Annotated in this window: 13 protein-coding genes; 10 read left to right on the forward strand and 3 right to left on the reverse strand. The window is 73.8% G+C overall.

Annotated elements, in window-relative coordinates; translation table 11 throughout:
• Entirely contained in the window at positions 1-1290 is a 1290-nt protein-coding gene (locus tag ACZ7H1_RS34520) for a cytochrome P450 (RefSeq protein ID WP_470792136.1), read from the forward strand.
• Here ACZ7H1_RS34520 and ACZ7H1_RS34525 read toward each other — a convergent pair.
• Positions 1250-1975, reverse strand: coding sequence for a hypothetical protein (locus tag ACZ7H1_RS34525; protein WP_470792138.1), 726 nt, complete (start codon positions 1973-1975; stop codon positions 1250-1252). The genes ACZ7H1_RS34520 and ACZ7H1_RS34525 overlap by 41 nt on opposite strands.
• 68 nt (positions 1976-2043) lie before the next feature.
• Between ACZ7H1_RS34525 and ggt the strand changes: the two genes are divergently transcribed.
• Entirely contained in the window at positions 2044-3855 is a 1812-nt protein-coding gene (gene ggt, locus ACZ7H1_RS34530) for a gamma-glutamyltransferase (RefSeq protein WP_470792140.1), read from the forward strand.
• 27 nt (positions 3856-3882) lie between these two features.
• Here the strand turns inward: ggt and map are convergent, their stop codons facing one another.
• Entirely contained in the window at positions 3883-4650 is a 768-nt protein-coding gene (gene map, locus ACZ7H1_RS34535) for a type I methionyl aminopeptidase (RefSeq protein WP_470792142.1), read from the reverse strand.
• A gap of 32 nt (positions 4651-4682) precedes the next feature.
• On the opposite strand from map, the gene ACZ7H1_RS34540 reads away from it, so the two are divergent.
• From ACZ7H1_RS34540 to ACZ7H1_RS34570, 7 genes are all read left to right on the forward strand, one after another.
• On the forward strand, positions 4683-4934 hold the full coding sequence (locus ACZ7H1_RS34540; RefSeq protein WP_470792144.1) for a helix-turn-helix domain-containing protein: 252 nt from the start codon (positions 4683-4685) through the stop codon (positions 4932-4934).
• A 69-nt stretch (positions 4935-5003) separates the two neighbouring features.
• A complete protein-coding gene (locus tag ACZ7H1_RS34545) occupies positions 5004-5207 on the forward strand; it encodes a hypothetical protein (protein WP_470792145.1) in 204 nt (67 codons plus the stop codon).
• A gap of 45 nt (positions 5208-5252) precedes the next feature.
• Positions 5253-6695 (forward strand): hypothetical protein, encoded by a 1443-nt coding sequence (locus tag ACZ7H1_RS34550; RefSeq protein ID WP_470792146.1) that lies wholly within the window; start codon positions 5253-5255, stop codon positions 6693-6695.
• Positions 6696-6863: 168 nt separating this feature from the next.
• On the forward strand, positions 6864-7706 hold the full coding sequence (locus ACZ7H1_RS34555; RefSeq protein WP_470792148.1) for a nitrilase-related carbon-nitrogen hydrolase: 843 nt from the start codon (positions 6864-6866) through the stop codon (positions 7704-7706).
• Positions 7703-8995 carry an aspartate aminotransferase family protein gene (locus ACZ7H1_RS34560; RefSeq protein ID WP_470792150.1) on the forward strand — a complete coding sequence of 431 codons (1293 nt, stop codon included), beginning with the start codon at positions 7703-7705 and terminating at the stop codon, positions 8993-8995. Before ACZ7H1_RS34555 ends, ACZ7H1_RS34560 begins: the two co-directional genes overlap by 4 nt.
• A gap of 17 nt (positions 8996-9012) precedes the next feature.
• Entirely contained in the window at positions 9013-10413 is a 1401-nt protein-coding gene (gene hydA, locus ACZ7H1_RS34565) for a dihydropyrimidinase (RefSeq protein ID WP_470792152.1), read from the forward strand.
• Between the two features lie 23 nt (positions 10414-10436).
• A complete protein-coding gene (locus tag ACZ7H1_RS34570) occupies positions 10437-11441 on the forward strand; it encodes a TIGR03842 family LLM class F420-dependent oxidoreductase (protein WP_470792154.1) in 1005 nt (334 codons plus the stop codon).
• Positions 11442-11529: 88 nt separating this feature from the next.
• Here the strand turns inward: ACZ7H1_RS34570 and ACZ7H1_RS34575 are convergent, their stop codons facing one another.
• Positions 11530-11790, reverse strand: coding sequence for a hypothetical protein (locus tag ACZ7H1_RS34575; RefSeq protein WP_470792156.1), 261 nt, complete (start codon positions 11788-11790; stop codon positions 11530-11532).
• Between the two features lie 400 nt (positions 11791-12190).
• Here ACZ7H1_RS34575 and ACZ7H1_RS34580 point away from each other — a divergent pair, with 400 nt between their 5' ends.
• A complete protein-coding gene (locus tag ACZ7H1_RS34580; protein ID WP_470792158.1) occupies positions 12191-12613 on the forward strand; it encodes a hypothetical protein in 423 nt (140 codons plus the stop codon).
• Positions 12614-12736 lie beyond the last annotated feature (123 nt).

The raw sequence follows: 12736 nt of genomic DNA on the forward strand, positions 1-12736 counted from the left end.
ATGGGCCCGGACGGCGTCCCCGACGTCTTCGACCCGCGGATCTACGCCGAGGGCGTCCCGCACGGCGCGTACCGCGAGCTGCGCGACCGGCACCCCGTCGCCTGGCAGCCGGAACCGGACGTACTCGGCTGGCCCGCCGGACCCGGCTTCTGGGCGGTCACCCGGCACGCCGACGTCGTCCGCGTGCTCAAGGACGCCCGTACGTACTCCTCGTACCTCGGCGCCACCCAGATCCGCGACCCGGACCCGGCCGACCTGCCGTTCCTCCGCCGCACCATGCTCAACCAGGACCCCGTGCCCCGGCCCTGCGGGCCCGGGGACACCCCCTCGCAGCACGGCAGGCTCCGCCGCATGGCCGCGCGGGCCTTCACCCCGGCCCGGGTCGAGGCCTTCGGCGGCCGGGTGCGTGAGCGGGCCCGGCACCTCCTCGCGGCCGCCCGGGACGGCGCCGAGGACGGCGCCGCGGACATCGTGCGCACCGTCACCGACGAGTACGCCCTGCTCAACCTGACCGACCTGATGGGCATCCCGGACTCCGACCGCGGGCTGCTGCTCGACTGGACGGTACGGATCATCGGCTACCAGGACCCCGAGGACGCGCCCGCCCCCGTCACGGGCCCCGACGGCCGCCCCCTCAACCCGCGCTCGCCCGCCCTGCTCGGCGAGATGTTCGACTACGCCCGCGAGCTGGCCGCGTTCAAGCGCGGCCGCCCCGGCAACGACCTGATGACCGTGCTCGCCGAAGCGGAGCTGGCCGACGGCGAGCTGGAGATGTTCTTCTTCCTGCTGACCGTCGCGGGCAACGACACCGTGCGCAGCGCAGCCCCCGGCGGCCTGCTGGCCCTGGCCGGGAACCCGGACGAGTACCGTCGCCTGGCCGCCGCGGAGGTCTCCCCGGCGCTCGCCGTCGAAGAACTCCTGCGCGTCCACCCGCCCGTGCTGAGCTTCCGCCGCACGGCCGCCGCCGGCACCGAGCTCGCGGGACAGGCCGTCCGGGCGGGGGACAAGGTCGTCGTCTTCCACGCCTCCGCCAACCACGACGAACGCGTCTTCCACGATCCGCACCGCCTGGACCTGGGCCGCACCCCCAACCCGCACGTCTCCTTCGGCGACGGCCCGCACGTCTGCCTCGGCGCGCACTTCGCCCGCCTCCAGCTGCGCACCCTCCACGAGGAGTGGCTGGCCGCCATGCCCGCCCCCGAGCTCGCCGGTCAGCCCCGGCGGCTGGTGTCGAACTTCATCAACGGCCTCACACGGCTGCCGCTTCGGGTGTCCGGGCCGCCTCGGTGACGTCCGCGACGAGCTCGGTCACGTCCGGGCCGTAGGCCTGCGAGTTGACGACCTTCAGCACCAGGACGAAGGACCGGTCGCCGTGGCGGCGGGCGAGCTGTTCGTGGTGGCGCGCCAGGTAGCGGGCCGCGGCCTGGTTGCTGACGGCGGTCTGCCCGCTGATCAGGAACACCGGGCGGGTCCCCGCCCCGGTGGTCAGCCGCGCCAGCAGCACGTGCTCGACGACGCCCTTCTGCCACCGGTAGGTCTCCGCGCCGGTCCGCAGCGCCCCCCGGTCCGGCCCGGCGTCCGTGGAGGTGTCGACGCGGACGCCCGGGAGCATGGACGACAGGTGGGCGGCCGTACGGGCGTTGGAGGCGGGCCCGCCGACGCAGAACTCCGCGCGCTGCCCGAACCCCTGGCGGGCGCCGTCGTGCGTGACGATCTGGACGTTCGCCCCGCAGTCCTTGATCAGCGAGGAGATCTCCAGAAGTGCGAAGGCGTCGTGCCGGTGGACCGAGCCCTCGGTGCCGCCCATCTGGCGGTTCACGACGAAGAGGCAGTCAGACCCGGACGGCAGGCCGAAGAAGGCCTGCTTGCGGCGGAGGCGGCGCCGCCACAGGTAGGTGCGGGCGAACCACCCCAGGGCAGCGCTGCCCCCGGTGGCTATCATCCCGAGCACGATGTTGCGGACGTCTTCGCTCATGCGCGGGATGGTAGTGGCAGCCGTGGTGAAGTTACCCTGCGCGGGTCGCCGTTGACCGGAGGTCCCGCATGCGCCGTCCCCGTTCCCGCCCGTTGGCGTTCCTCGCCCTCGCCGCGGCACTCGCCGCCACCGGGGCGACCGCCCCGCCCACCGGGGCGGCCACGCGGCCCGGTGCCCCGCCGAAGGTGCCGGTGGCCGTCGGCTACGGAGGCGCGGTGGCCAGCGCCGACGCCGACGCCTCCGCCGCGGGCATCGCCGTGCTGCGGGCCGGCGGCAACGCCGTCGACGCCGCCGTCGCCACCGCCGCCGCGCTCGGGGTCACCGAGCCGTACTCCGCCGGCATCGGCGGGGGCGGCTACTTCGTCTACTACGACGCGTCCGACCGCCGGGTGTACACCGTCGACGGCCGGGAGACCGCGCCCGCCTCCGCCGACGCGCAGCTCTTCCAGGAGAACGGCGTCGCCATTCCGTTCGCCGAGGGCCAGACCAGCGGACTCGGCGTCGGGGTCCCCGGCACCCCCGCCACCTGGCGCGCCGCCCTCGACGCCTGGGGCACCCGGCCCCTGAGCCGGCTGCTGAAGCCCGCCGAGAAGCTGGCCCGCGACGGGTTCGCGGTCGACGAGACCTTCCGCGCCCAGACCGCGGCGAACGAATCCCGCTTCCGGGACTTCCCCGACACGGCGAAGCTCTTCCTGCCCGGCGGGGCGCTGCCCGTGGTCGGCAGCACCTTCAAGAACCCCGAGCTGGCGGCCACGTACGCCGAACTGGGCCGCACCGGCACCCGGTCGCTGTACCGCGGGCCGATCGCCTCGGACATCGTGCGTGCCGTGCGCACGCCGCCCGTGGACCCCGCCGCCACCCGCGTGGTGCGGCCCGGCGACCTCACCGCCGCCGACTTCCGCTCGTACGCCGTCAAGCGGCAGGCGCCGACCCGGCTGGGCTACCGCGGCCTGGACGTCTACGGCATGGCCCCGTCCTCCTCCGGCGGCACGACCGTCGGCGAGGCGCTCAACATCCTGGAGCGCACCGACCTGGGCGCGCTCTCCCCGGCGCAGTACCTGCACCGCTTCATCGAGGCCTCCCGGATCTCCTTCGCCGACCGCGGGCGCTGGGTGGGCGACCCGGCCTTCGAGGACGTGCCGACCCGCGGGCTGCTCTCGCAGCGGTTCGCCGACGCGCGCGGCTGCCTGATCGACCCGGGCCGGGCGCTGACCAGTCCGCTGGCCCCCGGCGACCCGCGGCACCCGGTGCGCTGCGGGACGACGGGCAAGGCCGCCCCGACCACGTACGAGGGCGAGAACACCACCCACCTCACGGCGGCCGACCGGTGGGGCAACGTCGTCTCGTACACCCTGACCATCGAGTCGACGGGCGGCAGCGCGATCACCGTGCCCGGCCGCGGCTTCCTGCTCAACAACGAGCTGACGGACTTCTCCTTCGCCCCCGCCGCCCCCGGCGTGCCCGACCCGAACCTGCCCGGTCCGGCCAAGCGGCCGCGCTCCTCGATGTCCCCGACGATCGTGCTGGACCACGGCCGCCCGGTGCTCGCCGTCGGCTCCCCGGGCGGCGCGACCATCATCACCACGGTGCTGCAGACCCTGACCGGCCACCTGGACCGCGGCCTGCCGCTGGTCGACGCGATCGCCGCGCCCCGGGCGAGCCAGCGCAACCAGACGACCACCGAGCTCGAACCGGGGCTGTGGAACAGCGCGCTGCGCACCGAACTGGAAGCGCTGGGGCACGGGTTCCGGCTCAATCCGGAGATCGGCGCGGCCACCGGCGTGCAGCGGCTCCCGGACGGCCGCTGGCTGGCCGCAGCCGAGACCGTGCGCCGCGGCGGCGGCTCGGCGATGGTCGTACGCCCGTACGGCCGTCCCTGAGCCCGGCGCCGGCCCCGAGCCCGGCCGTCAGAGGACGGTGAGGACCCTGGGCCCGGCGGTGGTGATCGCGACCGTGTGCTCGGCGTGCGCGGCGCGGCTGCCGTCCGTCGTGCGCAGGGTCCAGCCGTCGCCGTCGGTCAGGTAGTCGTCCCCGCCGCCCGCGACCAGCATGGGCTCGATGGCGAGGACCATGCCGGGGCGCAGCTTCACGCCGCGCCCCGGCGGGCCTTCGTTGGGGACGCCCGGGTCCTCGTGCATGGTGCGGCCGATGCCGTGGCCGCCGAATCCGTCGGGGATGCCGTACCCGGCGCGCCGGCCGACCCGGCCGATCGCGTGGGCGATGTCGCCGATGCGGTTGCCGGGGACGGCGGCCGCGATGCCCGCCCGCAGGGCGGCCTCGGCGGTCTCGATCAGCTTCAGGTCCTCGGGCCGGGCCCGTCCGACGGTGAAGCTGATCGCGGCGTCGCCCGCCCAGCCGCCGAGCGTGGCGCCGCAGTCGATGCTGACGAGGTCCCCGTCGCGCAGCCGGTAGCCGTTCGGTATGCCGTGCACGATGGCGTCGTTGACGGACGTGCAGACGACGGCGGGGAAGGGCACCGGGGCGAAGGACGGGTGGTAGTTCAGGAAGGGCGATCCGGCGCCCGCCGCGTCCAGGACGCCGCGGGCCACCCCGTCCAGCTCGGCCAGGCCGACCCCGACCGCGGCGGCTTCCCGTACGGCGTGCAGCGCCCGGGCCACGACCCGTCCCGCCTGCCGCATCTCCTCGATGTCACGGTCTGTCTTGAGCTCGATCATTCCCATTACTATACCGGTATTAGAATGACGGCATGGTGCGTACACCCCTGACTCCCGAAGAGCGCGAGCGCGGCGAGCGGCTCGGCCTGCTGCTGCGCGAGGCGCGCGGCAGCCGCAGCATGGTCGCGGTGGCCGCGCAGGCCGGCCTCTCCGCCGAGACCCTGCGCAAGATCGAGACGGGCCGGGCCCCCACGCCCGCGTTCTTCACCGTCGCCGCCCTCGCCGACGCGCTCGGCCTGTCGATGGACGACCTGGTCAGGCGCTGCGCGCTCGTCCCCGTGTGAGTCGCGCCCGCGCGGCCGTTCGGCGCAAGGAGCGGTGCGCCGCAGCCCGCACCGGGCAACGGTCATGACGTGTCTGCACTGAACGCATCCAAGCGACTCGGCCTCGGACTCGTCGGGGGACTGCTCGCGGCAGGGCTGCTGCTCGCCGCCTGCGCCGCGCCCGAGGGCCGCGCCCACGGCAAGAGCGTCACCGGCGACCGCACCGGAGCCGCCCCCGGGCCGGCCGGCGTACACGGCCGCGCAGGGAAGGGGGCGCCCGCTGTCAAGCTTTGAGACTCCCGTAGCCCGCCCGTAACACGGGTGCGGTGCAATGCGGCCATGGACAGCGGAGCGGAAGCGACAGGCTCGACCGGCCCGGTGGATCAACTTGCGCTGTACCTGCGCGCGTTGACGGCTCTCCTCGATCCCGCGGCAGGGTGGTACGGGGAGTTCCTCAGACGCGATCCGGAGGGGGTGCGCGCCTGTCTGGACGGGGCCGCGGTGCCGCCCTGGGACGTGGTCGAGTCGCTGCTCCAGGACCTGGCGGCGCTGCGCGGTCCGCAGGCGGCCGCCCGCGAGGCCGCGGAGGCCGTGCGGCTGCGGGCCGCCGCGACGGCCTTCCACGACCGGCGTCCGGGTGGGGAAGGGGAGCTGACGGCGCTCCTGGCGGCCGCCGAGGGCCAGCGCGAGAGCGCGCAGGCGGCGCTGCGGGACCTCTCGGCGCAGCTCCACACGGCGGACGATCCCGCGCGTGCCGCGTTCCTGACCGGCGAACTGACCTGGGTCCGGGACGACTTGGCCCGCGCCGAGTCCCGCTGCACGGATCTCGCCACCCGCCGCGCCATCCTGCACCCCGCGCACCCCGCGCACCCCGCGCACCCCGCGCACCCCGTGTCCGCCGAGCCCGCCCGGCCCCCGCATGCCGTGAGCCCCGACCGGCCGTCGTTAGACCGGACCGACCCGCCCGGGGCCGGGCCGCGGCAGCGCCGGGCCGGGGGCGGGACCGGGCGGTGGTTCCGCGGCGGCGGGCGCACCTCCGGCGGGGCGCGGTACGCCGGTGCGCCCGAGGCCGGCCCGGCCCCGCAGGAGGCCGTACCGCCGCAGGCGTCCCCAGCCCCGGCGGACGCGCCCCGCGGAGCCCGGTACGCGCCCGCCCCGGCGCCGCAGGCGCCCCCGCCGGACCCGAACCCGGCCGTGGTCCCGGACCCGGACCCGGACCCGGCCGGGCAGGGGCAGCCGGTGCAGGGGCAGCCGGTGCAGCCCGACGTGCCCGCCCTGGTGGCGGACCTGATCACCCTGCGCGCCCGGGGCCGCACCGGCGAGGCGCACGGCCTGCTGTGCGAGGCCGCCGCCTGGCCGGCGCCGCTGCTGCCCGCGCTCGCGGCCCAGCTGGAGCGGGCCGGACTCGGCGCCGACTGGGCCGCCCTGCTCTGGGAGGCGGCCTCCCTGCCCCCCGACCGGCTCGCGGCCGTCGCCGCCGCCCTCGGCGCGGCCGGGCGCGGCGCCGACTGCGTCCGGCTGCTGCGCCAGGGGGTGGCCCGGCCCGCCGCCGAGATCGCGGACGCGGCGCTCGCGCTGACCGCGGCCGGGCGGGAGCGCGAGGCGGGCGCACTGCTCGGGGCGTTCGTACGGGTCCGCCCGGCGGAGGAGTCGGCCCGCGTGGCCCGGCAGGACCCGCAGCGGCTGGCCCCGCGGCTGCTGAGCGCGGCGCGGCAGGTCTCCGAGAGCCACCACCGCGATCTGCTCCACGCCCTGCGGGTGGCGGGCGTACCCGTGGCCTGAACTGTCCGGCCGTGCAAGGAATCGACCGCCATCAGGCGAAACATGATCGACTCGGCGGGTTGGCGGCGATGGTCTTGCCCCGGCCCCGGACGGGGCTTACGTTCTCCTATCTACGCATTCCGTCTACGTGCGTAGAAGCTCTCTGACGTCCCGTCGAAGGAGCAGCTCATGGCCCACATCGTCCGCGCCGCGCTCGTCCAGGCCACCTGGACCGGGGACGGCGAGTCCATGATCGCCAAACACGAGGAGCACGCGCGGGCCGCCGCCCGCGACGGCGCCCGGATCATCGGATTCCAGGAAGTGTTCAACGCCCCGTACTTCTGCCAGGTCCAGGAGCCCGAGCACTACCGGTGGGCCGAGCCGGTCCCCGACGGCCCGACGGTACGCCGGATGCAGGACCTTGCGCGCGAGACCGGCATGGTGATCGTCGTACCGGTCTTCGAGGTCGAGCAGCCCGGCTTCTACTACAACACCGCCGCCGTCATCGACGCCGACGGCACCTTCCTCGGCAAGTACCGCAAGCACCACATCCCGCAGGTCAAGGGCTTCTGGGAGAAGTACTACTTCCGGCCCGGCAACCTGGGCTGGCCCGTCTTCGACACCGCGGTCGGCAAGGTCGGCGTGTACATCTGCTACGACCGCCACTTCCCCGAGGGCTGGCGCCAGCTCGGCCTGGGGGGCGCCCAGCTCGTCTACAACCCCTCCGCCACCCACCGCGGCCTGTCCGGGTACCTCTGGCAGCTGGAGCAGCCCGCCGCGGCCGTCGCCAACGAGTACTTCATCGCGGCCATCAACCGCATCGGCCAGGAGGAGTACGGCGACAACGACTTCTACGGCACCAGCTACTTCGTCGACCCGCGCGGGCGCTTCGTCGGCGACCTCGCCAGCGACAAGGAGGAGGAACTCCTCGTCCGCGACCTCGACTTCGACCTGATCGAAGAGGTCCGCACCCAGTGGGCCTTCTACCGGGACCGCCGGCCGGACGCCTACGGAGGACTGGTACAGCCGTGATCACACCGCTCTCCCTGCACAGCCGCCACCGGGCCGTGCTGCCCGACTGGCTCGCCCTGTACTACGACCGGCCCATCGAGATCACCCACGGCGAGGGCCGCCACGTCTGGGACGCCGACGGCAACCGTTACCTGGACTTCTTCGGCGGCATCCTCACCACCATGACGGCCCACGCCCTGCCCGAGGTCACCAAGGCCGTCGCCGACCAGGCCGCCCGGATCGTCCACTCCTCGACCCTCTACCTCAACCGGCCGATGATCGAGCTGGCCGAGCGGGTCGCGGCCCTGTCCGGCATCCCCGACGCCCGGGTCTTCTTCACGACCTCCGGCACCGAGGCCAACGACACCGCCCTGCTGCTGGCGACCACGTACCGGCGCTCCAACCAGATCCTGGCCATGCGCAACAGCTACCACGGCCGCTCCTTCTCCACGGTCTCGGTCACCGGCAACACCAGCTGGTCCCCGACGAGCCTGTCCCCGCTCCAGACCCACTACGTGCACGGGGCCGTCCGCACCCGCGGACCGTTCGCGGGCATGACCGACGAGCGGTTCACCGAGGCGTGCGTCGCCGACCTCGAGGACGTACTCGGCCAGACACGCGGGGGAGCGGCCGCCCTGATCGCCGAACCGGTCCAGGGCGTCGGCGGCTTCACCTCCCCGCCCGACGGGCTCTACGCGGCCTTCCGCGAGGTGCTCGCCCGCCACGGCATCCTGTGGATCAGCGACGAGGTGCAGACCGGCTGGGGCCGCACCGGCGACCACTTCTGGGGCTGGCAGGCCCACGCGCAGCACGGACCGCCGGACATCCTCACCTTCGCCAAGGGCATCGGCAACGGCATGTCCATCGGCGGCGTCGTCGCCCGCGCCGAGATCATGAACTGCCTCGACGCGAACTCCATCTCCACCTTCGGCGGTTCCCCCGTCACCATGGCCGCCGGCCTCGCCAACCTCGGCTACGTCCTCGAACACGACCTCCAGGGCAACGCCCGCCGCGTCGGAGGACTCCTCCTGGAACGGCTCCGCGCCGTCACCGCCGGCCTGCCGCACGTCCGCGAGGTACGCGGCCGCGGCCTGATGGCGGGCATCGAGCTGGTCCGCCCGGGGACGGACCGCGCCCACCCGCAGGCCGCCGCGGCCGTACTCGAAGCCGCCCGCGAACGCGGCCTGCTGCTCGGCAAGGGCGGCGGCCACAACACCAGCGTGCTGCGCATCGCACCCCCGCTGACCCTCACCGTCACCGAGGCGGAAGAGGGCGCGGAGATCCTCGAACAGGCCCTGAGCAGCATCTAGTTCCGGGAGACCCAGGCATGAGCACCCGCACCCTGATCCGCGGCGGGCTCGTCGTCACCGCCGCCGACGAGACGCACGCGGACGTACTGATCGAGGACGGCCGCGTCGCGGCCCTCGCCGCCCACGGGACGGCCGTCGCCGGGAGCTGGACCGCGGACCGCACGATCGACGCGACCGGCAAGTACGTCATCCCGGGCGGCGTCGACGTCCACACCCACATGGAGCTGCCCTTCGGCGGCACCTTCGCCTCCGACACCTTCGAGACCGGCACCCGGGCGGCGGCCTGGGGCGGCACCACCACCATCGTGGACTTCGCCGTCCAGGGCGTGGGCCGCTCGCTGCGCGAGGGGCTCGACGCCTGGTACGCGAAGGCGGACGGCAACTGCGCCATCGACTACGGCTTCCACATGATCCTCTCGGACGTCAACGAGAGCACCCTCAAGGAGATGGACCTGCTGGTGGAGGAGGGCATCACCTCCTTCAAGCTGTTCATGGCCTACCCCGGCGTCTTCTACAGCGACGACGGCCGGATCCTGCGCGCGATGCAGCGCTCCGCGCACAACGGCGGGCTGATCATGATGCACGCCGAGAACGGCATCGCCATCGACGTCCTCGTCGAACAGGCCCTCGCGCGGGGCGAGACCGACCCCCGCTTCCACGGGGAGGTCCGCCGGGCCCTGCTGGAGGCGGAGGCCACCCACCGGGCGGTCCAGCTCGCCCGGGTCGCCGGAGCGCCGCTGTACGTCGTCCACGTCTCGGCCGAGGAAGCCGTGGCGGAGCTCGCCGCCGCCCGGGACAAGGGTCTGCCGGTCTTCGGAGAGACCTGCCCGCAGTACCTCTTCCTGTCCACCGACAACCTCGCCGAACCGGACTTCGAGGGCGCCAAGTACGTCTGCTCGACCCCGCTGCGGCCGCGCGAGCACCAGGCGGCCCTGTGGCGGGGCCTGCGGACGAACGACCTCCAGGTGGTCTCCACCGACCACTGCCCGTTCTGCTTCCGCGGCCAGAAGGAGCTCGGCCGGGGGGACTTCTCGAAGATCCCCAACGGCCTGCCCGGGGTGGAGAACCGCATGGACCTCCTCCACCAGGCCGTCCTGGACGGGCACATCAGCCGCCGCCGCTGGATCGAGATCGCCTGCGCGACCCCGGCCCGGATGTTCGGCCTCTACCCGCGCAAGGGCACCATCGCCCCGGGCGCCGACGCCGACATCGTCCTCTACGATCCGCACGCCGAGCAGGTCATCTCCGCCGAGACCCACCACATGAACGTGGACTACTCGGCGTACGAGGGCAGGCGGATCACCGGACGCGTCGACACCGTCCTCTCCCGCGGCGAACCGGTCGTCGACCGGCGCGAGTACGTGGGCCGGGCCGGGCACGGCACCTTCGCCCACCGCTCCACCTGCCAGTACCTGTAAGCGCACGCAAGGAGCAGCCCGTCATGGACTTCGGCCTCGTCCTGCAGACCGACCCGCCCGCCTCGCAGGTGATCAGCCTGATGAAACGCGCGGAGCGCAACGGCTTCCGCTACGGCTGGACCTTCGACTCGGCCGTGCTGTGGCAGGAACCCTTCGTCATCTACAGCCAGATCCTGGCCAACACGCAGAAACTGCACATCGGCCCGATGGTGACCAACCCCGGCACGCGCACCTGGGAGGTCACCGCCTCCACCTTCGCCACCCTCAACGACATGTACGGCAACCGCACCGTCTGCGGCATCGGGCGAGGCGACTCGGCGATGCGCGTCGCCGGACGCAAGCCCAACACCCTGGCCCGCCTCGGCGAGGCCATCGACGTGATCCGCGACCTCGCCGAGGGCCGCGAGGCCGACGTCGACGGCAGCCCGGTCCGCATCCCCTGGGTCCGCGACGGGAAGCTGCCCGTCTGGATGGCCGCGTACGGTCCGAAGGCCCTCGCGCTCGCGGGCGAGAAGGCCGACGGGTTCATCCTCCAGCTGGCCGACCCGTTCCTCACCGAATGGATGGTCCACGCGGTCCGCGAGGCCGCGGCCGGGGCCGGCCGCGACCCCGACGCCCTCACCATCTGCGTGGCGGCCCCCGCGTACGTGGGCGACGACCTCGCCCACGCCCGGGACCAGTGCCGCTGGTTCGGCGGCATGGTCGGCAACCACGTCGCCGACCTCGTGGCCCGCTACGGCGAGCACTCCGGCATGGTCCCCGAGGAGCTCACCGAGTACATCAAGGCCCGCCACGGCTACGACTACAGCCACCACGGCCGCGCCGGGAACCCGTCCACGGACTTCGTACCGGACGAGATCGTGGACCGCTTCTGCCTCCTGGGCCCGCCCGAGGCCCACATCGAGAAGCTCCGGACCCTGCGCGCCCTGGGCGTGGACCAGTTCGCCGTCTACAACATGCACGACGCGCGGGAGGCCACTATCGACGCGTACGGATCGCAGGTCATCCCGGCGGTCAACGCCGGATGACGCCCGGCCCGCCGGCGCGTCGGTGAACAGGGAAGGGGTGGGTTCCCCCGCGGTGCGGCGGAACCCACCCCTCGATCTGTCCGCAAGGTCAGCCGATGGCCTGCTTGTTCCTCCAGCCCACGCCGTCGCTGTTGCCGGTGATCTGCGTTCCGGCGTGGGGCATCTCGCCGCGGGTGCCGGCGCAGAAGCGGACCGCGCCGTCGCCCCGGATGGTCCAGATGTCCGGGATGGCGTCGCCGTTCACGTCCGGAGTGCCCGGCAGCAGCCGGACGTTGGCGGCCTGCCGGCCGCTCGCGCCGTACGTCAGGTCGACGCCGTTCGGCGAGGCGGAGGTGGAGGCCCAGGCCATCGAGGCGAGGTCCAGGCCCCCGCCCGCAGCGGGAGCTGCACGACGTCCGTCTGGGCGGCCTTGACAGCCCGGTGCTGCCGGTCTGGAACGGACCGGCGTAGACCGTGGCCGAACCGGTGCTGCTGCCCACGCCCTTGCGTCCGGCGCCGCCCAGCAGGTTCGGACCGTCGGCGCCGAGCTTGCTCGCCCACAGGGTGAAGTCCACCGAACCCAGGTTGCCGTCCTTGTCCTTGGCACTCGCCCACAGGGTGAGCTGGGACGCGCCGAGACTGACGTACGGGGCGGTGGTGTCGCAGCTCAGGTTTGAGCGAGAGCCTGTGGGGCTACAGCGTTCGCTGCGGACCTTTCGGCGAGGGCTGCCCCGCTCCCCCGATGGCCTGACAGAAAGAGGAGAAGTGCGGTGAAATCGGACGACATCCTTGCGCGCATGGTCGAGACGGTTCCCGAGACGAGGCCCTTCGTCGAGGAGAGGTACGGCCTCCGACCGGGTGAGGCACTGCCCGCCTCGGACACCGGGCCGGACCTCTACGGGAACCTGCTCGACGGGCTCGTGAGGCCCGTCCTCCAGCCCGCCCTGCTGGCGCCGGACCGGGACGACGACCTGCTGCGGCGGTGCTTCGGCTTCGTGGCGGAGGACTACGCGATCGACACCGAGTACACCCGTGGCGCGGTGTACTTCCAGGTCCTGGAGAGCCTCCTCGACGGCGAGGGCTACGTGGAGAACGCGGTCCCGTTCCTTCGGGGAAACCTCAGGGAGCCCGTCTCCAGGATGCTCAGGACCTATGCGGTCGTGGGCTACGAGGACGGCCTGCCGCCCCTCTGAGGGAGCGGTAGCGTACGGAAGTCAAGACGCCGAAGTGGGGGGGGGGGGGGGGGGGGGGGGGGGGTGGGGGGTGTGGGGGGGGGGGGAGGGGGGGGGGGGGGGTGGTGCGTGGGGGGGGGGGGT

It is taken from the genome of Streptomyces sp. NPDC037401, from assembly GCF_055602345.1.

Coding starts and splice junctions, on each gene's coding strand:
- ACZ7H1_RS34520 (WP_470792136.1), top strand. CDS start 1: ATGGGCCCGGACGGCGTCCCCGACGTCTTCGACCCGCGGATCTACGCC.
- ACZ7H1_RS34525 (WP_470792138.1), bottom strand. CDS start 1,975: ATGAGCGAAGACGTCCGCAACATCGTGCTCGGGATGATAGCCACCGGG.
- ggt (WP_470792140.1), top strand. CDS start 2,044: ATGCGCCGTCCCCGTTCCCGCCCGTTGGCGTTCCTCGCCCTCGCCGCG.
- map (WP_470792142.1), bottom strand. CDS start 4,650: ATGATCGAGCTCAAGACAGACCGTGACATCGAGGAGATGCGGCAGGCG.
- ACZ7H1_RS34540 (WP_470792144.1), top strand. CDS start 4,683: ATGGTGCGTACACCCCTGACTCCCGAAGAGCGCGAGCGCGGCGAGCGG.
- ACZ7H1_RS34550 (WP_470792146.1), top strand. CDS start 5,253: ATGGACAGCGGAGCGGAAGCGACAGGCTCGACCGGCCCGGTGGATCAA.
- ACZ7H1_RS34555 (WP_470792148.1), top strand. CDS start 6,864: ATGGCCCACATCGTCCGCGCCGCGCTCGTCCAGGCCACCTGGACCGGG.
- hydA (WP_470792152.1), top strand. CDS start 9,013: ATGAGCACCCGCACCCTGATCCGCGGCGGGCTCGTCGTCACCGCCGCC.
- ACZ7H1_RS34570 (WP_470792154.1), top strand. CDS start 10,437: ATGGACTTCGGCCTCGTCCTGCAGACCGACCCGCCCGCCTCGCAGGTG.
- ACZ7H1_RS34575 (WP_470792156.1), bottom strand. CDS start 11,790: ATGGCCTGGGCCTCCACCTCCGCCTCGCCGAACGGCGTCGACCTGACG.